Raw genomic sequence first — 23,368 nt, 5'->3', positions numbered from 1 at the left:
TACTGGATCACCAGACTCAATAATAATAGTCCCTGTCGTTGGAATCTGATAACCTTTTAGTTGTCCAGCTTTCCACCAACGATGCGCTGTTTTGTAACTTATCCCTGTTTTTTTGGCGTAATCTGATCATTTCATCTACCCATATTACCGTTCATGAGTATATATGGGTATAAAATTAATAAATATTTACAACACTCAATTAAGATATACAACCCTGAGCCAGACTAGAAACTCATGTGTAAATAATTCTGCACAGTTACTTACCCCTATGTTTATTTCAATATGTTACACAGTAATCAACTGCCTAGTTACCGTATAGTAGTATTGTTGATACAAAGTTGTAGTGACCTAATTCTAACCTGTTCCCTGATTTTCAGTTTCGCCACATAAGTGGATTTTTTAACCCTGACTTACTTAAATCCTAGTAAGGCTTGGAGATTTTGCTGTGTCAACTACGTTAAAAATGGAATGAATTAACTCTACTTCATCTCTAGTAATACTTTTGAGCTTTCAGCATCGACATTAGAGGTTGTTTGAAAAGTATTGTTGCTAACACCAAAAGCTCCAAAACCTAACCCCCCAACCCTTAAATCAGTGAACAGTTATCAGTTATCACAGTTTCAGTCGAGGATTTGACCCCGACTGAAACACTCCATGCGAGAAAAATGGGGGACTCTAACTCCCAACGGAAAAATTAACTGATAACTGTTGAAGTGAATAGGGGTTTCAAAGCCTCTTGACCTTTCGGAGAGAGGAATGGAAGCGGGGTTCGTAGTATACTTTGCGACTTTTCAAACATCCTCTTAGTGCTTCTAGCGATTTTGCCTGCACTAGTTGAGTAGTTTGCAAAGATGCATCTGACTGCATTTTTCATCAAAAAATAACTCTAATCACATGAGTACAATCCATATGAACTTTAAACAAATTGGTGTATTGCTATCTGTATCGACAATTGTTGGAATAAACATGATTGCCAACAAGGCTTTGGCTCAACATTCCCCTAGTATTTTTTTTGAAAGGGTAATTGGGTCTGGTGGATGTATTGTTGAAGGTCAGCTTCTTGGACCTGACGGTAGAAGCTTATCGATCATCTTGAATAACATGAATGCATCTAATGGTCAGCGTCAAAGGTGTATTTTACGTATTAATACTATTATTCCCAGTGGCTTCAACGTTCAAAATGTACAGATACTATACCAAGGAAGTACTGATGTTGATTCGGGAAGTAGAGGTACGAGCTTAAGCAGAGGCTATATCTTTACTGGTGGTGGTCTTGGTATAGCCTCGGCTCCCCCTAAAACTACCCAGTTTGTAGCTAGCAATCCTCTTTTTCAGGAGCAAGATGATCTGATTGTTGGATCTGCTTCATGTGGTGGACAAGGACAATTAGGTATTAATCTGATTGCACAATCCTCACTAGGAAGTTTTATTGTTGTTGATTCAGCCGATCTCAATGCTGGGAGTGTAATATTTCGTATCAACCTAAGACCTTGCTAATTTGCTTATTTTTGTGGGATTGAAGAAGATTTGAATTTTGAATTCAAAGCATACTCCTATGTCCAAGCAAGCACGCATAGCGTCTCATAGAGCAATACAGTAGAGTGGCGTGGAAACCCCCTTGGTGCTAGGGCGTGTTTTCAAACTACTGGTTTAGTCTCCTAACTTTTTAGATCCCCCTAAATCCCCCGATAAATTGGGGGACTTTAAGAGATTCTTAGCCCCCCTGTGGCCTTTCACCACTTATGATCAGAATCCAATTCAGTTGGATTCTGACGACTAACGCCAATATTGCTGTTTGATGAATGTTTGAAGATTCTAAATTTATGTTGATGGAGAACAAATAATGTTGAGATTAAGTGATGCACGGAATTTTTTCATATTAATGTGCTTACTTTCTTTATCTTGTTATGATGGCAATTCATCTAGCTTTGCGACTTCAATAGAAAACCAGCCGCAGTTTTCTGTTAATAAGGACTGTAATATAAATTATGATCGGACAACAAGTCAGTTTACACTTGCAACTAAGATAACTGTAAACGCACAATCACGAAGACGTAGATGTATCATTAGAATTAATACATCTAATACTCAAAAGCAATTTAGGCTTGTGGCTTTAGCTTTCAAAGGTGAGGTCAAAAAAGCACCAGCAGAAGTAGCTATCTCATCATTCTTAATTGGCGAACGGCCAACTCGCGTTTTGTATAAAAGTCCGAAATCTGGAAGTTCTATTAAGTTTGATTTGACTAATCAAATACTTCCAACTAACTATACAACTAAAGAAAAAAGTGTTTTAGGCATTAATTTAGTATTAACTACGACGGGAGGAGAATTAGAGTTGACAGAGATGAAGTTTGCACTTCAACAACGATAAAATAGACATCTCTCAAAAAGAATTGTTTTGACGTAGCACTGCTACGTCTCTACAAGGGTTCTGGGTAACGCATATTTAATTTCACTCCTATGTCAATGAGCCTCTCATTTCAAATGACGCAAGAGCTTGGAATACAATTATGTGTGAATGCGTGACTTCCGCCTTGCGGTACTATAGCGCTTCTCGTTTGAATGCAATACACTTTGACCTCACTTCCATTCCTCTCTCCTAAGAGGAGAGAGGCTTTACAGAAAAGAAGACTGCGGTACAGCAAGTCTTGCAACTATTACCAAAATTATGGACGCACATTTGCTCTTAACCGCGTCCGATAAGCCGTAGAGTTGGCAACGCGCTATGATGCGATCGCCATCATACTATCTCTATTTTTATTTCAATATATAAAGCAACCATTACCCGTTTGGTTGCTATGTAGTATGATTGTTTATAAATATAGAAGTTTCGATTAAAACTTCAGTCAATTTACTTTATACAAGTACCAGCAAAGCTTTGAGAGTTCGCTGTGCCAAATAGACTAGAAATGGAGTGAATTAACTGTACTTAATGTCTAGTAATACTTTTGAGGTTTCAGCATTGAAATTAGTCGAAACTCCAGTGACAAGTTGATTTGAAAAAAATTCTTTACAGAAATTTCAGTCAATTAGAATCAAGGATAAAAACCATGTTAAACATGATTTCTAATACTAACGCTGCTGTTATTACTCAAGAACAATTTTTGACTGACTTAACACCCGAAGAAGCCTCTGTCATTGAAGGAGGCAAATTTGTGTTGATAGAGAAGATTCAAGCTATTAAGGCTGATGCAGATTTCATCGGCAAGGACGACACATATATCACAATCGGCGGTAGGAAGATTTGGGGTGCGAAAAGCTTTTCAACAGGACAGGCTAGAACTGTCAACCGAGGGCGAACATTTGGGTCTTCTACAGTGGTGGCTCTTTTTGATGAAGACTTGGGTAATGACGACCCTCTGGGTAGTTTTACCGTCTCAGGACTAACTAATGGTAGTATTGTACGAGTATCTGGAAGTGGATCAAGATATGATGTGTACTACCGTGTCACTGCTTAAAAAGAGGCTAATATAAATTATCTGAAACTTTGCTCGGTACAGATGTTGACTTAAAGATAGAGGAATTGATGTGTAGCAATATTTTGAGAATCGCTATGCAGCTAGAATCTAACAATCAAAAGTCTGAGATGACAAGCTAAACGCTCAATCAAGTCGGGTCAAATGACCCGACTGTATTTTTTCACCCATAATTAATTGCACCTGAAAATGAAATATCAAATAGTCCTCCAACACAGTGAAGAAGACTGCGGTGCAGCAAGTCTAGCGACCATTGCCAAACACTACGGACGCACATTTGCCATTAACCGCGTCCGCGAAGCCGTAGGTACTGGATCGAGAGGAACATCCTTGCTGGGATTGAAGCGAGGTGCAGAAGTGGTAGGATTCAATGCTCGCCAAGTCAAAGTCAATTTCCAACTACTCGACCAATTACAGCAAGCTCCCTTACCAGCTATTATCCACTGGAAAGGCTACCACTGGGTAGTTTTATACGGACAAAAAGGCAAAAAATACGTCGTCGCCGACCCTGGTGTTGGTATCCGTTACCTGACTCGTCAAGAGTTAGTTGCAGGTTGGGGTAATGGCGTGATGTTACTGCTGACCCCAGACGACAGTCGTTTTTATCAACAAGAATCAGATAAAATTGGCGGTCTGGGAAAATATTTGCAACGGGTTTGGCCCTATCGCTTTATTCTCGCCCAAGCGATCGCCATTAACATCGTCATTGGACTGCTTTCTTTAACATCTCCCTTCATGATGCAACTACTAACCGATGATGTGTTAGTACGGGGAGATACCCAACTACTAACCACTGTGGCAATTGGCGTGATTGCCATGAATTTAATTAGAAGTGCCATTAGTTTAGTCCAATCTCACCTCATTGGTCACTTTGGTCAAAAATTCCAATTAGGATTAATTCTAGAATACGGACACAAACTCTTACATTTACCCCTGTCATACTTTGAAGGACGGCGGAGTGGAGAAGTAGTCAGCCGCATTGCTGATGTCAACGCCATCAATAACTTAGTTTCCCAAATTGTCCTCGGATTACCCAGTCAATTTTTTGTTGCTGTAGTTTCCTTGGGCTTTATGCTCTTTTACAGTTGGGAATTAACTCTAGCTTCTATAGTTGCATTTATTATTGTCACAGGTGTTAACTTGCTTTTCTTACCGGCAATACGCCAGAAAACCCGCAATATGATTGTTTCTGGTACAGAAAATCAAGGCTTTTTGGTGGAAACATTTCGCGGCGTCCAAATATTAAAAACCACCCAAGCCACTCCCCAAGCTTGGGAAGAATACCAAAGCAATTATGGTCGTCTTGCCAACTTGAACTGGAATCTGATGAAACTGGGACTTTATAGCAGTACACTTACTGGCATTCTTTCCACTTTCATTAGTATTGGCATCCTCTGGATGGGTAGCTATTTAGTAATTAATCGCACCTTAACAATCGGTCAATTGATCGCGTATAACGGTATGAGTGGCAATTTTATTGGCTTCTTAGGTGCTGCCATCGGCTTAGTAGATGAGTTTATCACTGCCCAAATAGTTATTCAACGTTTAACAGAAGTTATTGACGCTACCCCAGAAGACGAAAATGATTTTAAAAAGCCTTGGGCAGAAATTCACGGTAATGCAGATATTACTTGCACTCAAGTCAACTTTCACCATGCAGGTAGAGTTGACCTGTTACAAGATTTTTCTCTAACTCTTTCTGGCGGTCAAGTCATTGCTTTGATTGGTAAATCTGGATGTGGTAAAAGTACTCTAGCTAAAGTGATTACTGGTTTATATAAAGTCGAGTCTGGTAATATTCGCTATGGTATTTATAACCAGCAAGACCTCTCTTTGGAATGTCTGCGCCAACAGGTGGTGTTAGTACCTCAAGAACCGCACTTCTGGAGTCGTTCAATTATTGAAAACTTTCGCTTCAGCTATGCTAACATCAGTTTTGAAGATATTGTCAAAGCGTGTCAAATCGCTGGTGCTGACGAGTTTATCAGCAAATTACCAGATAAATATCAAACTGTTTTGGGAGAATTTGGTGCGAATCTTTCTGGCGGACAACGGCAAAGGTTAGCGATCGCAAGGGCAATAGTTACTGAGCCACCTATTCTCATTTTAGATGAATCTACGGGCGCACTCGACCCGGTAAGTGAAGCAGAAGTCCTGGATAGATTACTTTATTCTCGTCGGGGTAAAACGACTATTTTGATTAGTCACCGTCCGAAAGTTATCCGGCGAGCCGATTGGATTGTACTGCTAGAACAAGGCCGCTTACAAATTCAAGGTACACCAGAACAGTTACGTCAAATTCCAGGCAACCATTTAGACTTTTTAGATGATATTGTTACAAAAAATCACTTTCCTGACTTACGCAAAAACTCTCTGCAACTCTTCTTTCTTGGCGTACTTGGCGTACTTGGCGGTTCGTTTTTTCATGATTTTGCGTAAGTCCTAAGTACAGCTTTGCATAAAATCGTGGTGAATTGAGGGTTGAAATTTAAACGCATAGGCGCTTCGCCTTCCCGCAGGGTAGGGCCGCAAAGGGAAGCGCAAAGGAACGCAAAGAGAATTCGCTACGAACTAATGAAATGTTGTACTAAGTTTGTAATCGCATCTGCTGCTGACAGTGCGACGAGATAGAAATGATGTTGAATTTAATTTCCGCTTGCTTTGAGTCTTTCTTGTGTTGAGCAATACAATCTAACTAATATTGACAGTACCTTTTTATACTGTATACTTAAAGAAAAGTATCTGCTCTAGACCACCTGAATCATAAGATGAAATGTCCCCGGTGCGAATCTACTTCATATCGTAAAAATGGTCGTCGGAATGACAAGCAGAATTACCTCTGCAAAAATTGTGGTAAACAATTCCTTGAGCCTGTATTCTCTCATTCCTTGGAAACTGACTTGATTGCTAACAGCAACGGGCACACTCAAGTATCTATACGTGAAGCTAGAGAGCTTTTTTTACCAAAAAACCTATCAGAAGAAAAAGTTAAAGACAAAAGTCTTAGGTCTTTTAATTTTATATTAGCTGAAGAACTGCTACAAACTATATTATCGCCTGATTGCCTAGAATCTCCTGTCTTTAGCCAATTTATCCAAAAATTTCAACAAAAAGCTGAAATTAAACATCAATTAGATACAGGAATCTCACTTCTACTTTTGGATGCAGAAAACTTAAAACTAGATATTAATTCAGAACTATTTTTAGCCAGTGTCTGTGAGTATCCTCTCCAAGTTAAAATAGCATTTGCTAACTGGAGAAACCCCAGCATTGGAAAGCAAGATGTTGAACTGTATAGCCGTGGCTATCAACTTGTTCATGTACCTGGAGGCAAGGACGGTGCTGATGCAAAAATGATCGCATTTGGTTCTTGTGTTTTACGCTTTTATCCAACAGTTAAAGAAATATTAGTCTGTTCTAGTGATGGAATTTTGATCCACCTTTGTAACCAACTCCAAAACCAGGGATTAATGGTCTATTGGGTACGTAGACAAGGGCAAAATTTGCATATAGACAATCGAAATACTAGTAAAATTACTCATTATTCCTTAGCAATGGCAACAGAAGTTCCATCCTTGGAAAAAGTAGTTAATACAATTCAAGATTTAATTACAACTGAACAGGAATCAATCAATGCTCGCTTAAACAGCTTAGTGGCAATTGCGACTTTATTTCAAGAAAGATGTGACATTAATATTAAAGAGAATCCAAAACAACCAGAAATTGAGCAAATAATCCCAGTTTTAGATAACTCATTTCCCGAATCTATTCAAGAAGTAAAAAAAGAAGATTTTGCGCAAATTTCTAATGGAGAAACATTAGATAAATTCCTCTTGGAAATAATTCACCATAGCCAAATAAATTCTCCCAATACGAAATTATCTGTGTCCAAGCTAGGTACAGAGATACAGAAAATAACCGGAGAATCTCCTAATTCAATTATTAAGAAACTAAAGTTAGGTTCCAATTTTACCAATTATCTAGAATCATCTCCCGCATTTAGATTAAAGGCAAGTGGCAAGGAATATGAGGTAACAGCGCTACTCTGCAAGTAAATACTTTCTGGAAGTCTAAGTACATTGGTGCAAAAAAACCAAGTATGTTACGAAACGTAAATAAGCTTAAAACCCTTACTAATGACAAATGACAAATGACAAATGACAAATGACCAATGACAAATGACAGCCTTAGCCAGTTAGCTTTAATTGCGCCGACCTACTTACATACAACCTGAGCCTGTAATTCAGTATTATGTAAAAAGATGTAAATAAATGTAAATAATACGATGGAAGAAAAAGTTGCTGTTATTGTCGGTGCTACTGGTGGTATTGGTTCAGCTTTAACACATAAACTTGCGCCCACAGGAGTCCGGTTGGTACTGGCTGCGAGAGATGTGGTTCGTTTAACAACACTGGCAAATGATTTACCAGAGCAAGTTTTGAGCGTTCCCACGGATATTACTGACCCCCAACAGGTAGATACTTTGATTAAAAAGACTATTGCTGAGTTTGGTCAAATCGATATTTTAGTGAATGCAGCTGGTGCTGGTATACTCAAGCCCTACAACAGCCTGGAACCTGCTGATTTAGACAAGATGCTAGATGTCAACTTAAAAGGCAGCTTTTACACCACTCAGGCGGCTGCTGAAGAGATGCAAAAGCGCAAGTCTGGTCACATCTGTAATGTAGTAGGAATTCTGGGCAAGCATTCGATGGGGATGGCATCGGCTTATTCTGCTTCCAAGTTTGGTGTTGTCGGTTTTAGCAAGTGCATGGCAGAGGAACTAAAGCGTTTTGGTATCAAGTTCACGCTATTCTACTTTGGTGGGGTAGATTCTCCTTTCTGGGATAACGTCAACCTAAAAGTAGACCGGAAAAAAATGCTCAGTCCTGAAACTGCTGCCAATGCGATTTTCTTTGCCCTTTCTGCCGAACCGGAAGCTGTGCCAATGGAAATTAATATCCAACCTGATAGTCATCTGTTTTTTTAATGTGGGAGTACGCCTACATAATTCTTGCTTAGGAAGGACGTGAAAATCTAGCAAAAAAGGCAAAATTTACAGATATATAAACTGTTATGCTGGATTTTCTGTATCTATGAAAATTGATCATATTCATTTCTATGTAGAAGACGCCAAAGTATGGCGAGATTGGTTTGTATACCATCTTGGTTTTCAAGCAGTAACCGATCGCACCAGTTCATTTCACACTTGTACAGAAGTGGTGAAAAATGGTGCTGTCTGCTTTTTTGTGTCTTCACCACTGTTGCCTACAAGTCCAGTAGCTGAGTTTCTGCGTCAATATCCACCTGGTGTGGCAGATGTCGCCTTTGCTGTGGAAGACGTTGAAAGCGCGATCGCACTGGCTCAAAAAAACGGTGCTACCATCCTACAACCCATCCAAGAACGCCAGATAGGTACGACATTCCTCAAATGTGGCAAAATTGCCGCCTGGGGTGGACTGACTCATACATTAATAGAAAGGTCATTGGTCATTTGTCCGTCGTCATTTGTAACTAACAGAAAGGACAAAGGACAAAGGACAAATGACAACACTTTTACCGCCATAGATCACATAGTGCTAAACGTAGCAGTTGGTGAATTGGATAGTGCCGTTACTTGGTACGAAAATATCTTAGATTTTCAACCTCAACAAGCATTTAAAATTAAAACCAATCGTTCTGCTTTACACAGCCAGGTGATGGTTTCACGCAACGGTAGCGTCCAATTGCCAATTAATGAACCAGCTTCCCAAAATTCTCAAATTCAGGAATTTCTGGATGTCAATCGGGGACCGGGAATTCAACATATTGCCTTGCGGACAACTAATCTTGTGAGTGCGATCGCTAAATTTCGTGCCAGTGGTTTATCCTTACTCTCGGTTCCTCAAAGTTACTACTCGCAGCTAAAACAGCGTCCAGGACTCACCCTATCACCCTTAGAACTGGAAGCGATCGCTCAACAGGAAATTCTGGTGGATTGGCAAGAATACACTCCCGTAGGGGCACAACAAACCGCGCCCCTACTACTGCAAATTTTCACCCAGCCCATTTTTGAACAGCCGACATTTTTCTTTGAGTTTATTGAACGTCGTTTTCAAGCTAAAGGTTTTGGCGAAGGTAACTTTCGCGCTTTATTTGAAGCTATCGAAAGCGAACAAATCAAACGTGGTACCCTGCAATGATGCCTGAGTACAACATTTCATTAATTCGTAGCGAATTCTCTTTGCGTTCCTTTGCGCTTCCCTTTGCGCGACGGCAGTCGCTACAACGGGGGGAACCCCCGCAACGCGCTGCCTCCCCTTTGCGTTTAAATTTCAACCCTCAATTCACCACGATTTTATGCTGCATCTGTACTTAGCTAAACTTGATAGTCTCAAAAAACAGCCATAGATCTGAGATAATTTTAATAAAAATTAACATTCCCGCCGATGCTAAGACTGATTACTGACTTCGACGGCCCAATTATTGACGTTTCCGAACGGTACTACCGAGTTTATCAATTTTGCTTGGAGAAAACCCGTCGCCCAGACCAAGTAGTGCAAGAACTTCCGAAAGCGGAATTTTGGCAGTTAAAGCGATCGCGTGTTCCCGAAAAACAAATTGCCTTGAATTCTGGCTTAGACGAGGCCCAAGCGCAAGAATTCGACCAGTTAAGGCGGCAAACAATACATACACAACCTTACTTCGAGTATGATACTCTTGCAGCAGGCGCTGTGGATGCACTGTTAAAAGTTCAACAAGCTGGAATTGATTTAGCAGTTATGACCATGCGCCGAGTTCGAGAACTAGATTATGCCTTGAAAAAATCCGATTTAAGCAGATTTTTTCCGGAAAATCGTTGTTATTGTCTTAGTAACGACTACGTTAAAACCCGCGATATTGAAGATAAGCCCTTATTAATGGCAAGAGCATTAGAAGAACTACCCCCGGCTGCTGATACCTGGATGGTGGGAGATACGGAAGCCGATATCACTGCTGCGAAAAATTATGGTATTAAAGTGATGGCTGTGGAATGTGGGATTCGCGATCGCACCCAATTAGAACTTTACCACCCTGACTTAATTGTTAAGGATTTTAGCACTGCTGTCGAGCTATTAAGCTCAAATTCATTCTGAGGCGGTTATTGAGAATGGTGGAAGATATCAGGTAATAAGGCAATACCCTTGGGTTAATCCCAATTCTTTGTGAAGTTGCATAGAATTTGACCCCACACGCCAAATGCTCTACTTGGGGAGCTAACGCTGCGCTATCGCCTTTGGCCTCTCCCCTTCTCCCAAGGGGAGAGGCTAGCGCCAACTCTTACGAGACACTACGTGAACGCGGAGCGTCTCGTAAGAGTTGGGAGAAGATCGCACTGGCTCCCCAAAGTCGCCGAACGAAGAGCAAAGAGGGAAAAATCCAGTTCCCTCCCCGATTTCGGGGAGGGTTAGGGTGGGGTTATTTATTACGCTTAGATTTAGTAAGGTAGGATGTATATGCTCAAGTAAGGATTCCTTACTTTTGATGGCAAATGCTAGGAGGCAAGTCATGCTCGCCAAGTTAACTTCTAAGAATCAACTAACGCTGCCTAAAAGTATTACTCGTGAAATCGGAGAGGCTGAGTATTTTGAGGTAAGGTTGGAGGGCAGGCAAATTATTCTGACTCCTGTAAAAATTCATCGCGCTGATGCAGTTCGATCTAAGCTCGCGGATTTAGGGCTGAGTGAGCAGGATGTTGCTGATGCAGTGGCTTGGGCGCGTCAGTCGTAATGGTTTGTCCACGGGTGGTAATTGATACTAATATCATCATCTCGGCGCTGATATTTGGGAGCAGAGTATCTAAGCTTCGTTTGGCATGGCAGGACGATCTCTTCACTCCCCTGGTTTCTAAAGCGACAACGACTGAGTTAATCCGAGTGCTGGCTTATCCAAAGTTTAAGCTCACATCAACTGAGCAAGAAGATTTACTATCGGATTACATACTCTTTTGTGAAGCTGTAGCGATGCCCGACCGCTTGCCTGTAATTCCTGAATGTCGTGATCCGTTTGATGTGCCTTTTTTACTTTTGGCTGTGGTCAGTGAGGCTGATTATCTCGTGACGGGTGATCGCGATTTACTCAGTCTAAAAGATAATTTTTCTTGCCCAATTATCACGGCTGAAGATTTTCTAAATGTTATTGATGGTCAGTCACCCTAATTTTTCCGGTGATGGCTAAATGAGGTATTGTTTCTCCCTATCTCAGCAAGGAAGGTGAAACACTGCGTCAGGATTTGTTGAATGGAGGCATCCCCGTATTTCAGGCAATGATCCGGCGTACTGTCGGCTTTGAGAAAGCAGCAGTGACTGGTGTCCCCATTTGGAAGTCCCTAACCTGAATGTTCATTCAGGTTGAAATAGAACTTACGCACATTCTACGAATTCTCGGCGCTCTTCTCTTCTTACGCTCCGCGTTGGCGTCAGCCTAAGAAGAGAAGGCGGTTCGAGAAATTAAGCTTTTTAGGAATTTTTGCGTAAGTCCTGTGAAAATTAAAATAAGTAAGTTGGCGCGAAAAAATCAACCTATGTTACGAAACATAAATAGGCTTAAAATCTTTACTAATGACAAATTACAAGTGACCAATGACCAATGACCAATTTATAGAAACTTGCTTATAGGTATGGATTTAGCGTAGAAAGCTACTAACCAACCATAACAATATAAATGTCAGCACAGTAGAAAACTGATTCGATGACAGATTGAGGAATGATATTTGTGGTATCAGCCACGTAGCAACTAGTCCCCCAGCGATTAAGCCAATTATTAAACTGACCAGGGTGAACAGAACTGCTCGGCCAAATTTTCCTTCCTTGCGATTGAGAAAGTAAATACTGGTGCCTACCCCAACCACCAATGCTAGCTGCAAAACCTGATCGCCTCCCTCTGGATAAAACAGGCTAATAGAACTCAAACCAAGAAACCAAGCTCCTGGTAAAAGAATATCCGCAGGGGTTGGTTGATCGAGCATCCGTTGCAGCCATGCAGGTGACTGCTCACGAGGGATTGGACTTTCTTTAGGAGGCGATTGCACTCGCAACTCTGGGAACCGAATGCGCTCAGGGACTTTAATTTTACCTTCCTGGCGCATCCGTAAGCGATCCATTAAAATCGCATCGTAAGCCGCTTCAATTACTTCTAAATACTTGGCATCGCCACTATGTTGTTCGAATAGGCGATTCCGAGCGTCTTGAATTTCATCGAAGCTAGCGTCTTCTGATACCCCAAGTTTTTCGTAGGGATTTTGATCGCTCATGGGAGTTTGTTACTTCAGCCTCAGTCAGCGGCAGTCTTTTGTAGAAGAAAAAACAGCTTTAGGTTTTATTTTGATCGAAAGTCAAGTCTCGATCTATTTTATGCCCTACCAGGATAGTAGCACGTGTTAGTTTGATCGACTTTGTAATTTCAACTATAGTCACTTTAACATATCGCCATAACTCAGTGTATACCCTCATGTCGTTGTCAAGTTCTCGCTTTAATCTAGAATCTGAACGGAGAGTACCTAAAATCCATAGTGTTTATGAAGAAATCAACTTTACTGTTTCAGGTTTGGCAACTTACTGTGCCCTAACAGAGCTTTTTTAATTATACTGAATAATCGCTTGTGGTATATATCCACATATCGATTTAAAATTGAAACGTTTTAGGTTACCACCTAACTGGGATCAAGAAGGTGCTTTAGTGTCAAGAACTGTAGCGGCTAAAGTCAGAGCGCTTATATACTGTGCCTAACAGCAATTTTGCGTTCTCATCGCCCACAATCATGATTAGAGTATTTATTTTTGAATAATCAGGATTCTTATACCCTAGCCATGTAGATTCTTAGTTAGTCCCAAAGTGGCAACTGCGTTTTTACGCAACCCTCTTGTTAATCTTACGATTTTTTGTGCAAAGAAATGGTCATGGCTCCTGCCAAGATTCTTGTAGTTGACGACGACCCTGCGGTTCGCAATTTAATCCAACGGTTTTTGATTAAGCAGAACTATCAGGTGGAGGCTGCCGAAGACGGAAAGACAGCCTTGACTCTATTTGAGCAATTTAACCCTGATTTGGTGATTCTAGATGTGAATTTACCAGATGTAACTGGGTTTAACCTCTGCCAAGAGATGCAAAGTCGTAATGGTGTTTTTGTTTTGATGTTAACTAGCCGTGCTGACGAAGCTGACAAAATTCGCGGCTTTGCTAAAGGTGCTGACGACTATCTCACCAAGCCTTTTGGGCTAGGAGAGCTAGAAGTCAGAGTTGGAGCTATTTTGAGGCGTCAGCGAGTGATAACTACAGCCGAGCAGAAACGCTTGGTATTTGAAAAACTGATGATTGATCCAGTGCGACGGGAGGTAGCACTTAATAGCCAACCAGTACTCTTAACTGCTTTGGAATTTGACTTGTTGCATTTTTTAGCCAGTCATCCAGGTCGAGTTTGGCGACGTGCAGAACTAATTCAAGAGGTGTGGGACTACGAATATGTCGGCGACCAAAGGGTTGTAGATGTCCATATCGGCCAAATTCGCAAGAAGATTGAAATTGATGCTAGTCAGCCTGCATTAATTCAAACTGTACGTGGCGTAGGGTATAAGTTTGAATCTCCTAGTCACTCCCAGCAGTTGGAAGGCAAGTCCTGAGTTTATAGTCTAGAGTTTTTAACTCTTGACTGTTGACTCTTGGAGGAGTGATTAGTGAATTTCTTTGGTTTTACTAAAAGACAAATTTAGACAATCAGAATAGGTAGATATTCCTCATAAGTGCTTAAAAAATAAGGACTTCAGTCCTTACTACCAACTTGCTTCCCGTCAATTTAAACTTGATAAACTACTAGTTTTAGCAACAGGAGAAACAAATTATTGCAATCTTTTTCCAGATCAGAATCTACTGATCTTTTTTGTTGTAATTTTGCTTCAAAATGGTCGATCACCATTAGCTCATGCCCATATTAGGGCATGAGCGAAAATAACGCCCTTCGTACCAGTACCTATGGGGTGTCTAGTAGATTAGCTGTTGCAGGTGAATCGCTCCTGGGCATTTCTACGGAGGAGTGGTAAAACAAAGTTTCCAGATAGACTCGGGCCGCACGGCGATCGCTATCTCCATTTTGGAGTAAAAACAATGATAGCGCCGCCGTCAATACTCTGTTTTCATCCCAGTCAGGATGGGTTTCTAAGTAGTTTTTTAAGGATTCGTGAAGTGTTTCGGGAATTTCTGTAAAGATGCTAACCGTTGCTTTCATGAGATTTTCCTCCTATGAGGACAATCAAGAGGGACAAGTTGCTTGCGGTGAAGCGGCAATTAGCCTACCTCACACGCTCTTTTGCTAGTCCGACAATCTGCGCCCACATCTGGTGGTAAGATTTTTTACACATTTGATGCCAACGGTTGAACGGATTACAAAAGCAAGCCGCATCATTGTGCGCCAAGAGGGGGTGGGTTTGTCAATGCTGCGAAATGTTAAAAACGATTGTATAAAAAATAAATACGAACGAAAGAATAAGCCTTTGAGTCTATTATCTGTTACTTTACTTTACAAAAACTCAGTCTTAGAAGTTCCTTGCCACTGTTAATTAACAATCCCCAGCCAGACGGTAAGAAGTGCATTAGTCCGTAGAGTACCTGTGGAAAACTGCGAAAATACCTGTGGAAACCTTGTGGAATGAGTGAGAAAAATAGCAGTCAATGATAAGAATTACCAAAATGTCACCAAACTATGACATTTTCCCGGATGAAATTAGCTAGGACTTACGCAAGTGTCACAAAAAATAAAAGCTTTTAGTTTGTAGTGAGGACTAAAGTCCTGATTTTGAGGACTAAAGTCCTCACTACAAACTAAAAATAATATGCCAGTTGTGTAAGTCCTATTAGCTTCTCAAGGTGAGTTATCATCGTGGCTACCCTCGATACATCCTCAAGTCTAGATTTTGGCAATAGGTAGATTCTTCTCGCAAGTTGGCATCGGCTTTACCCTGTTTTACGCCCCCATCTTTTTTGTCAATCAACTTGGTTTCTCTGCAACCAGCGTTGGGGTAGCCTTGGGTAGTGCTTCGATTTCCGGCGTTATCGGGCGGATTGTAGGTGGTTATTTGGCTGATTCTGGACACTGGGGACGCCGCCGCACTTTGTTGCTAGCGACGGCGATTTCAGTAATTGCTTCTTTAGTTTTAGCTGCAACCAATAATTTTACTATTTTGGTAACAAACTCCTGGAGGTAAGATGACTTGTTTTATCCTCTATTGACGACGTTCTTGGAGCTTGCGATACACAGATTTTAGATCAACTTGATGGTGAGCTAAGGCAACCAAAGTATGATACAGCAAATCAGCCACTTCACCAGCGATCGCATCTGCTTCATCATCCTTAAAGGCCATTACCACCTCAGCAGTTTCCTCACCGATCTTTTTCAAAATTTTGTTATCGCCACCTGCAAATAGTTTACAGGTATAAGAACTTTCAATCGGATGATCGCGGCGATCGCATATTACCTGAAATAATTGCGACAATGTATCCCCTGGTGGTGGGGCAATATTCCCTTCTATTTGGTGAAAGCAACTGCGTTCTCCAGTATGGCAGGCAACATCTCCTAATTGCTCTACCCCTATGAGCAGCGCATCACTATCACAGTCATAACGGATACTTTGCACTTTTTGAATATGTCCAGAAGTCGCCCCCTTGTGCCATAATTCTTGCCGGGAACGGCTCCAAAACCAAGTTTCTTCAGTTTCCAAAGTTTTTTGTAACGACTCCTGATTCATCCACGCCATCATCAGGACAGTCCCATCCAAATAATCTTGGATAATTGCAGGTACTAGACCCCGTTCATCGTAGCGAATTTCCTTAACAGGAATGGCGTAATGTAATGAGTGCGGATCGTTAGAAGACATACCAGATTGTTTGCTCTAATGAGAATAATTCATGGATTCACAATAGCATTCACAATAGGGCAGGTGGTATGTTTTTTTGAATTGAACTATCTTATCTAGTACTCCATCAACCAGAGCTATTTCATTCTAGACGTAAGCCGCCCGGAACTGAAGTTCCTGGCTCATAGCTAAAGTCCGTCAAAACGGACTATAACCTTTTCTCAGTAGTCTTTAGACTACTTTCGCTATTAGACTGGTGAATTCATTCTGAGGCGGGCTAGATGAGAATGAAATAGCCCTGCTGCATCAACCCAACTTTCCTTGGTAAATCAACTTTTTATTTCTCTCTTTTCCTTCTTCCTTTGCGTCTTTTGCGTTTCGTTTCCTTACCCTTCAAACTTTGCTTGACACAGTACTATAGCTCTTCTGGCTTGGGTACAGTACAGTTTTGACCTCACTTCCATTCCTCTCTCCTACAAGGAGAGAGGCTTTGAGTCTTGCTCCCCAACCCTAGTAGGAAAGCGGTTGGGGGTTAGGTTTGTGCTGTATTCAACTGCAAACCGCGATCAACCCAAAATTGCTGGGTGAGGGTGGGGAGTAGGGAAAAGTTTTTTGATTTTGTCAAATTTTTAGATACCTAGCAAAGTTGATATGGCAGACTACTAGCCCTAAACAAGAGCATTCCGTTCCATAGCAGACTGTATCTTAACAGCACTTAACGCGACTTTGTGAGCTTTTGAGGCTTCGCCGTACCAATGAATCGCTGAATTAAAAGCTGCTCGGTAAAGATCCTGGTATGCTTCAGATAATCGAGTTTGAATATCTAAAGGCAAGTCTTTATTCGACTTATATAACATATTTGTTATTTTTCTAATTTATCTATTTTTATACGATAGAAGTTCTAAGCAACTTTTGACCCTATCCTAAGATATAGCTTTTTATCGCCTACTGTTGGGAGAGAACCTTGGTAAATACCACAATTAAAACAACAAAATCACAAGAAGTCTTCGCTGCTGCTCAAAACCTGATGCCAGGAGGAGTAAGTTCTCCAGTTCGTGCCTTTAAATCTGTGGGCGGACAACCCATTGTTTTTGATCGTGTTAAAGGTGCATACATTTGGGATGTAGATGGCAATCAATACATAGACTATGTAGGTACATGGGGCCCAGCTATTTGCGGTCATGCTCATCCAGAAGTAATTGCAGCGTTGCATGAGGCATTAGAAAAAGGCAGCAGTTTTGGCGCTCCTTCAGTCCTAGAAAATGTTTTGGCAGAAATGGTCATCGATGCCGTTCCTAGTGTCGAAATGGTCAGATTTGTCAACTCTGGAACTGAAGCCTGTATGGGAGTTTTGCGGCTGATGCGGGCTTTCACTAACCGAGATAAAATCATCAAATTTGAAGGCTGTTACCACGGACACGCCGATACGTTTCTAGTGAAGGCGGGTTCTGGTGTTGCCACACTTGGCTTGCCAGACTCACCAGGAGTTCCGAAAGCCGCAACTAGCACTACTCTAACTGCACCTTTCAATGACCTGGAAGCCGTCAAAGCCTTGTTTGAAGAAAACCGCGACGAGATTGCTGGCGTCATTCTTGAGCCAGTGGTCGGTAATGCTGGGTTTATTCCGCCTGATGCTGGATTTCTAGAAGGCTTACGGGAACTGACTCACGATCATGGAGCATTATTGGTATTTGACGAGGTGATGACAGGCTTCCGCATTGCTTACGGTGGCGCTCAGGAAAAATTTGGCGTCACTCCCGATTTAACAACCTTGGGTAAGGTTATTGGTGGTGGTTTGCCAGTAGGAGCCTATGGTGGTCGCCGTGATATTATGTCAATGGTTGCGCCCGCCGGCCCCGTGTATCAAGCTGGGACTCTTTCTGGTAATCCTTTGGCAATGACTGCTGGTATTAAGACTTTAGAATTGCTGCAAAAGCCAGGTACTTACGAGTATCTTGAGCGGATTACTAAAAAGCTAGAAGATGGTTTACTACAAATTGCCAAAGAAACAGGTAATGCGGCTTGCGGCGGTCAAATCAGCGCGATGTTCGGCTTATTCTTTACCTCTGGCCCAGTTCATAACTACGAAGATGCGAAAAAGTCAGATACAGCCAAATTTGGACGCTTCCATCGCGGAATGTTAGAGCGTGGTGTTTACTTAGCACCTTCTCAGTTTGAAGCTGGGTTTACGTCTTTTGCTCACACTGAAGAGGATATTGAGCAGACTTTAGCAGTTGCACGGGATGTTATGTCTAGCCTGTAACTAAAAAAGTGCTGAGTACTCAGTAAAGACAACGCCTACAGCGTTGCTGACTGCGAATTATATTACTCCTGTGCGCGATCGCAACAAGTCGGAGTGTCAGTTTCCGAGTCATGTGAACTTCGGTCGTTGATATTAGACATAAAAGTGAAAACTCTTGTAGAGACGTAGCAGTGCTAGGTCTCTACAAGAGTTTTGGATAACGCATATTTAATTTGTCTATTCTGTATAACTTCCTGACTTCCAAACCATTCTTCCAGAACGCTTAGGGTGTCAGACTCACATCGCAATGTGAAATTCTCCCAATGAGAAGGAGCGTTTCCTAGAGAAGGGGAGATGCCAAGGGCGAACAGCAACTCTGTAATACTCAACAGCCGCAGCCGTTGTGACTACAGCCTTTGATAGTTTTGTGACCTTCCGCACAGCCTTGAGAGCAAAAGTATTTGCCGTCTTCTTTAATAGCATCCTCGACTGAAACAATACACAGGCAAGTCGGACAGGCACATTTCATTTGGGTTATGGTTGTCATAACTTTCTCCCGTTTCTTGTTGAAATTACTCTAACGATACATGAAATTATTTCTGTCTGCTAGGCTGTCATGTAAAGACTTATTATTTAAGTCACTGAGCGTGAATAATTAAAGGTTTGTAGTAAGGGCTGGAGCCTCGTACTACAAATTCTTAATTATTGTTACAGATTGTAACATAGTTTGATTTGTTACCCACTTACAAAGGAAGGCTCGAACGCTGAGGACAGTTTTTAGGCGGGGTTGTAATTTAACTCACCATTAAAAAAACCGTCCAAAATTAACATCTGAACGGGATTTTCTCCTATTAATATTTGGTGCTAACCTAGTATGCTACCCATTGTACTGATACCCAACAACTACAAGTCAGGAGGCAAAATAACCTGATCAATTGCGTGAATTACACCGTTGCTACCTGTGATATCTGCCTGCGTTACTTTAGCATCATTAACAGTTACACCGGTAGCAGGATCAACTTTAACGTTGATTGTGCCGCCTTCAAGGCTTTTAACTTCGCCAGACTTCAAGTCCGGGGACAATACCTTACCAGGCACTACGTGGTAAGTTAAGATTTTGATCAATACTTCTTTGTTGTCTGGTTTTAACAATTCTTGCAGAGCATCTGGTGGCAACTTAGCAAAAGCAGCATCTGTGGGTGCAAAAATAGTTAAGTTATCTTTGCCTTGCAAAGTCCCGGTCAAACCTGCTGCTTTCAAAGCCTTGGTTAAGGTGGTAAAGGAAGCGTTTGACTCTGCCAATACTAACAAGTTTTTGCCTTGATTGTCCCTTGCGCCTGGCCCTGGTGGAGTTGGAGTAGGTGTGTCTGTGGATGGTACTACTGTTGGTGATGTGGTAGGTTTAGTTTCCGGGGTAGTCTCTGGGGTGCGGGGTGCAGGTTCAGTGGGTGTAGCACTACCACGGTTATAGGGAGGCTCGTTGAAAATACTTGGTCTGGGATTTAGTGTTCCACCACTCTTCTGCGCTACTTGTTTGCCTTTGGTATTGCTCTTTTCTATTTGGGAAGCGGCCTCACCAGGTGTGTGTTGAGCATCGATTTGAAGACCTTGGCTCTGGTTATAGGGGGCTTCGTTGAAAATACTGGGGTTAGGATTTAGTGCTGATTTCGCATCAGATGGTAAAGTAGTGAGGACGCTGAAACTAGTAAATCCCGCTATGCCTGCCAACGTGGTCAGCAATTTGCTGTAATTTGTCTTCATAAATTTTGTTTTTCTTTTTGTCCACACATTACATAAAGATTTATAACATTTTGCTATACAGAAAGTCTAACCAAAGAGAAAAGTTAGATTTTTTCCCAGAAGAAGATTTTGTTTTGGTGAGATATAATCTATAGCTGCGGCTCACTCTTGACAAGGATTAAATATATGTAGCATATATTGAATGTAAATTGAGCAAACTTTCTCCATCACACCAATCGGGATTTAATTATTTGAGATTTTACAGCTATTTTCAGGTAAATACACCACGGGCTAGGGAACATTGCTGTGCCCTTAGAGGTTGTTTGAAAAGTATTATTGCTAACACCAAAAGCTCCAAAACCTAACCCCCCTTAAAAAATGTGTAGGTTGGGGAGCCACTGCGTTGGGCGGGTTCCCCGACTTGAAGCACGTGGCGTTTGAGGAACGAAACCCAACCGAAGAGCGTGGTTTGTTGGGTTTCTCATTGCGCTCAACCCAACCTACAAATATTAAAAACCTACGCAGTATTGGAAGGGGTTGGAGGATGAGGGTAAATCTTTTTGAAAAGGGTTGAACTACAGGTTTCAAGAACGACGTGGTTTAATGGCAAGAAAAATTACTTTAACTAAAGATACAATTGTTAAAGTTAAGAAGTTAGCCAGTTACAAGGTATAGAATATGCTGGAATTATACCAATGGGAACTATCTCAATACTCGGAGAAAGTGCGCCTAATTCTAGATTTTAAAGGACTAGATTACCGCAAAATAGAGGTTACACCTGGGATTGGACAAGTAGAACTGTTCCGGCTGACTGGTCAAAGACAAGTCCCAGTATTAAAGGATCGTAATAGATATATTGCGGATTCTACGGAAATAGCTAAGTATTTAGACTTGGAGTATCCCGATCGCCCAATAATACCCCAAGATCCCAAACAACTGGGTTTAACTTTATTGATAGAAGAATGGGCGGATGAGTCCATAGGCATTAAAGGTCGCAAAGCACTATTTGCTGCCATAAGTCAAGATCAAAATTTCCGCAAGTCTTTATTACCCACCTCCACACCAGATATATTTAAAAGTCTGGTTGAAGGAGTACCTAGTGATTTACTGACAGTGTTCGGTTTTGGCGTAGGTTACAGCCCAGATGTGATCCAGTCAGCGATCGCATCCTTAAAACAAGACTTACAAGCGTTAACATTATTATTGGCAGATAGTCCTTATTTAACAGGAGATGAGCCGACTTTAGCTGACTTAGCGGTGGCTGGCTTATCGATATTGCTCAAGTTCCCCCCTGGCCCCTATCTAGATTTACCAGCTTCTATTAGAGGTAAAGGATTGCCAATCTTTGCAGAGAATATAGATTATGAACCATTCTTTACCTGGCGCGATCGCCTTTACGCCCAATTCCGCAAACCTTTAATTAGTACAACTGCATCATCGGGAAGTGCGCCAACTTCAATTCAAATTGACTAGATAATGAGTTATGGAGCATGGGGCTTGGGCCAATAAGGGGAGAATGACCAATGACCAATGACCAATGACAAATGACAAATGACCAATGACCAATGACAAATGACCAATGACCAATGACCAATGACCAATGACAAATGACAATCATGTAATTAACTAGATGAATTTGGTACAGCCATTAGGTTCGGTAATTCAAGGTTCTCTGACTGAAGGGTTAGAAGTACGATTGCATCCTGACATTTCTGTAGAAGATATGCGGGTAGGTAAGTTTCTCGTTGTCCAAGGGATGCGATCGCGCTTTTTTTGTATGCTGACAGATGTAGCATTGGGAGCTGCTAATGCCCGAATTATTGCTAATCCGCCCAGTTGGGAAGATACTTTTTTACGAGATGTTTTAGCCGGAAGTGGTACATATGGTACTATCAACCTCGCGCCGATGTTGATGTTCACTCCCGAATCTGAAGAATCTTTCTCTCCCACAAACGCCAAATCGGCAAATCCCTTTGTCCCATCGCTGACGGGTTTGGCTTCATTTGTGCCACAAACCAGTACTACGATGGAATTGTTGCCTGTTAAAACTATTCCTAGCCACTTTAGTCAAGTGTACGAAGCAAATGTTGAAGATTTTCGCCGGGTGTTTGGTTGGGAAGACGACCCCCAAAGGCGTAATTTTTCCATCGGTAAGCCTTTGGATATGGATGTGCCCGTTTGTATAGATTTGAACCGCTTTGTAGAACGAAGTAATGGGGTTTTTGGGAAATCTGGTACTGGTAAATCCTTTCTAACACGGCTACTTTTAGCTGGCGTTATCCGTAAAAATGCGGCAGTAAACTTGATTTTTGATATGCACTCTGAGTATGGCTGGGAAGCAGTTGCAGAAGGTAAAAACGTCAGTACTGTTAAGGGTTTAAAGCAACTTTTTCCTAGTAAAGTTGAGGTCTACACTCTCGATCCGGATTCGACAAAGCGTCGGGGTGTGCGTGATGCTCAAGAACTTTATCTAAGCTACGAGCAAATAGAAGTTGAAGATATTAAGTTATGCGGTCGAGATTTGGGACTATCGGATGCGGCATTAGATAACGCTAGCATTCTGTGCAATGAGCTTGGGAAATCTTGGATTCTTCAGTTGTTTAATATGACTGGCGACGACATTAAAATGTTTTGCGACGAAAAGCCGGGACATGCAGGTTCAATTACGTCTTTACAGCGCAAACTTTTACGCTTAGAAAAGTTAAAGTATATGCGAGGGATTTGCCCCCAGAATTACATTGATAAAATTGTGCAATGTCTGGAATCTGGGAAGAATGTTGTGATAGAATTTGGTTCCCAGTCTAATATGCTCTCTTATATGTTGGTGACGAATATGATCACCCGACGTATTCACGAGCATTATGTCAAAAAAGCAGATAAATTCCTGCAAAGCAAAAATGCTAGCGATCGCCCAACGCCATTGATGATTATGTTTTATTTTCCGGCGAAAAACCCAATTAGATATTTCCAGAGAATAAAAAATCGCAAACAGAAGAATGACTCAAAATATAGATCATAAAAAACTAATAGCCGCAACCTTGAAAAAA

General features: G+C 41.5%; 20 protein-coding genes and 2 pseudogenes. 15 read left to right on the top strand and 7 right to left on the bottom strand.

What is annotated here, in order from left to right:
• Window positions 1-909 precede the first annotated feature (909 nt).
• From LC605_RS20295 to LC605_RS20250, 10 genes are all read left to right on the top strand, one after another.
• Window positions 910-1,497, top strand: a complete 588-nt coding sequence (locus LC605_RS20295; protein ID WP_229549318.1) for a DUF4360 domain-containing protein — start codon at window positions 910-912, stop codon at window positions 1,495-1,497.
• A 346-nt stretch (window positions 1,498-1,843) separates the two neighbouring features.
• Entirely contained in the window at window positions 1,844-2,371 is a 528-nt protein-coding gene (locus LC605_RS20290) for a hypothetical protein (RefSeq protein ID WP_229549317.1), read from the top strand.
• A gap of 679 nt (window positions 2,372-3,050) precedes the next feature.
• On the top strand, window positions 3,051-3,458 hold the full coding sequence (locus LC605_RS20285; protein WP_229549316.1) for a hypothetical protein: 408 nt from the start codon (window positions 3,051-3,053) through the stop codon (window positions 3,456-3,458).
• A gap of 207 nt (window positions 3,459-3,665) precedes the next feature.
• Entirely contained in the window at window positions 3,666-5,915 is a 2,250-nt protein-coding gene (locus tag LC605_RS20280) for a peptidase domain-containing ABC transporter (RefSeq protein ID WP_229549315.1), read from the top strand.
• Window positions 5,916-6,376: 461 nt separating this feature from the next.
• Window positions 6,377-7,531 (top strand): NYN domain-containing protein, encoded by a 1,155-nt coding sequence (locus LC605_RS20275; protein WP_229549314.1) that lies wholly within the window; start codon window positions 6,377-6,379, stop codon window positions 7,529-7,531.
• 230 nt (window positions 7,532-7,761) lie between these two features.
• Window positions 7,762-8,466 carry an SDR family oxidoreductase gene (locus LC605_RS20270; protein WP_229549313.1) on the top strand — a complete coding sequence of 235 codons (705 nt, stop codon included), beginning with the start codon at window positions 7,762-7,764 and terminating at the stop codon, window positions 8,464-8,466.
• A gap of 106 nt (window positions 8,467-8,572) precedes the next feature.
• Entirely contained in the window at window positions 8,573-9,658 is a 1,086-nt protein-coding gene (gene hppD / locus LC605_RS20265) for a 4-hydroxyphenylpyruvate dioxygenase (RefSeq protein ID WP_229549312.1), read from the top strand.
• 246 nt (window positions 9,659-9,904) lie between these two features.
• A complete protein-coding gene (locus LC605_RS20260) occupies window positions 9,905-10,591 on the top strand; it encodes an HAD family hydrolase (RefSeq protein WP_229549311.1) in 687 nt (228 codons plus the stop codon).
• Window positions 10,592-11,003: 412 nt separating this feature from the next.
• Complete coding sequence (locus LC605_RS20255) at window positions 11,004-11,225, top strand: AbrB/MazE/SpoVT family DNA-binding domain-containing protein (protein WP_229549310.1); 222 nt, start codon at window positions 11,004-11,006, stop codon at window positions 11,223-11,225.
• Window positions 11,225-11,653 carry a putative toxin-antitoxin system toxin component, PIN family gene (locus LC605_RS20250; protein ID WP_229549309.1) on the top strand — a complete coding sequence of 143 codons (429 nt, stop codon included), beginning with the start codon at window positions 11,225-11,227 and terminating at the stop codon, window positions 11,651-11,653. Before LC605_RS20255 ends, LC605_RS20250 begins: the two co-directional genes overlap by 1 nt.
• Window positions 11,654-12,120: 467 nt before the next feature.
• Here LC605_RS20250 and LC605_RS20245 read toward each other — a convergent pair whose 3' ends face one another.
• Entirely contained in the window at window positions 12,121-12,747 is a 627-nt protein-coding gene (locus tag LC605_RS20245; RefSeq protein WP_229549308.1) for a CPP1-like family protein, read from the bottom strand.
• 646 nt (window positions 12,748-13,393) lie between these two features.
• On the opposite strand from LC605_RS20245, the gene LC605_RS20240 reads away from it, so the two are divergent.
• A complete protein-coding gene (locus LC605_RS20240; protein ID WP_229549307.1) occupies window positions 13,394-14,113 on the top strand; it encodes a response regulator transcription factor in 720 nt (239 codons plus the stop codon).
• Between the two features lie 410 nt (window positions 14,114-14,523).
• Here LC605_RS20240 and LC605_RS20235 read toward each other — a convergent pair.
• Window positions 14,524-14,715, bottom strand: a pseudogene (locus LC605_RS20235) (DUF2811 domain-containing protein); the annotation flags it as partial.
• A 685-nt stretch (window positions 14,716-15,400) separates the two neighbouring features.
• Between LC605_RS20235 and LC605_RS20230 the strand changes: the two are divergent.
• A complete protein-coding gene (locus tag LC605_RS20230) occupies window positions 15,401-15,691 on the top strand; it encodes an MFS transporter (RefSeq protein WP_229549306.1) in 291 nt (96 codons plus the stop codon).
• Between the two features lie 18 nt (window positions 15,692-15,709).
• Here LC605_RS20230 and hisIE read toward each other — a convergent pair whose 3' ends face one another.
• The gene (gene hisIE / locus LC605_RS20225) at window positions 15,710-16,360 is read right to left on the bottom strand and encodes a bifunctional phosphoribosyl-AMP cyclohydrolase/phosphoribosyl-ATP diphosphatase HisIE (protein WP_229549305.1); all 651 of its coding nucleotides are present in this window, start codon (window positions 16,358-16,360) and stop codon (window positions 15,710-15,712) included.
• Between the two features lie 647 nt (window positions 16,361-17,007).
• Window positions 17,008-17,196, bottom strand: coding sequence for a ChaB family protein (locus LC605_RS20220; protein ID WP_229549304.1), 189 nt, complete (start codon window positions 17,194-17,196; stop codon window positions 17,008-17,010).
• Window positions 17,197-17,303: 107 nt separating this feature from the next.
• Here LC605_RS20220 and hemL point away from each other — a divergent pair, with 107 nt between their 5' ends.
• Complete coding sequence (gene hemL, locus LC605_RS20215; protein WP_229549303.1) at window positions 17,304-18,602, top strand: glutamate-1-semialdehyde 2,1-aminomutase; 1,299 nt, start codon at window positions 17,304-17,306, stop codon at window positions 18,600-18,602.
• A gap of 364 nt (window positions 18,603-18,966) precedes the next feature.
• On the opposite strand, the gene LC605_RS20210 is transcribed toward hemL, so the two are convergent.
• Together LC605_RS20210 and LC605_RS20205 are read right to left on the bottom strand one after the other, a co-directional pair.
• Window positions 18,967-19,128, bottom strand: a complete 162-nt coding sequence (locus LC605_RS20210; RefSeq protein ID WP_229549302.1) for a metallothionein — start codon at window positions 19,126-19,128, stop codon at window positions 18,967-18,969.
• Between the two features lie 356 nt (window positions 19,129-19,484).
• On the bottom strand, window positions 19,485-20,342 hold the full coding sequence (locus LC605_RS20205) for a fasciclin domain-containing protein (protein ID WP_229549301.1): 858 nt from the start codon (window positions 20,340-20,342) through the stop codon (window positions 19,485-19,487).
• 657 nt (window positions 20,343-20,999) lie between these two features.
• On the opposite strand from LC605_RS20205, the gene LC605_RS20200 reads away from it, so the two are divergent.
• On the top strand, window positions 21,000-21,794 hold the full coding sequence (locus tag LC605_RS20200; RefSeq protein WP_229549300.1) for a glutathione S-transferase family protein: 795 nt from the start codon (window positions 21,000-21,002) through the stop codon (window positions 21,792-21,794).
• An 8-nt stretch (window positions 21,795-21,802) separates the two neighbouring features.
• Here the strand turns inward: LC605_RS20200 and LC605_RS33055 are convergent, their stop codons facing one another.
• Window positions 21,803-21,928: a hypothetical protein gene (locus LC605_RS33055; RefSeq protein ID WP_267868608.1), complete on the bottom strand. Its 126-nt coding sequence runs from the start codon at window positions 21,926-21,928 to the stop codon at window positions 21,803-21,805.
• Between the two features lie 23 nt (window positions 21,929-21,951).
• Here LC605_RS33055 and LC605_RS20195 point away from each other — a divergent pair.
• Window positions 21,952-23,250: pseudogene (locus LC605_RS20195) on the top strand (DUF87 domain-containing protein); the annotation flags it as partial.
• Window positions 23,251-23,368 lie beyond the last annotated feature (118 nt).

The sequence above is a fragment of the Nostoc sp. CHAB 5836 genome, from assembly GCF_020829445.1.
In the GTDB taxonomy this organism is placed as follows: Bacteria; Cyanobacteriota; Cyanobacteriia; order Cyanobacteriales; family Nostocaceae; genus Nostoc.
Note: the sequence above shows the minus strand (reverse complement) of the source record. Positions and strands in the feature narration are given on the sequence as shown.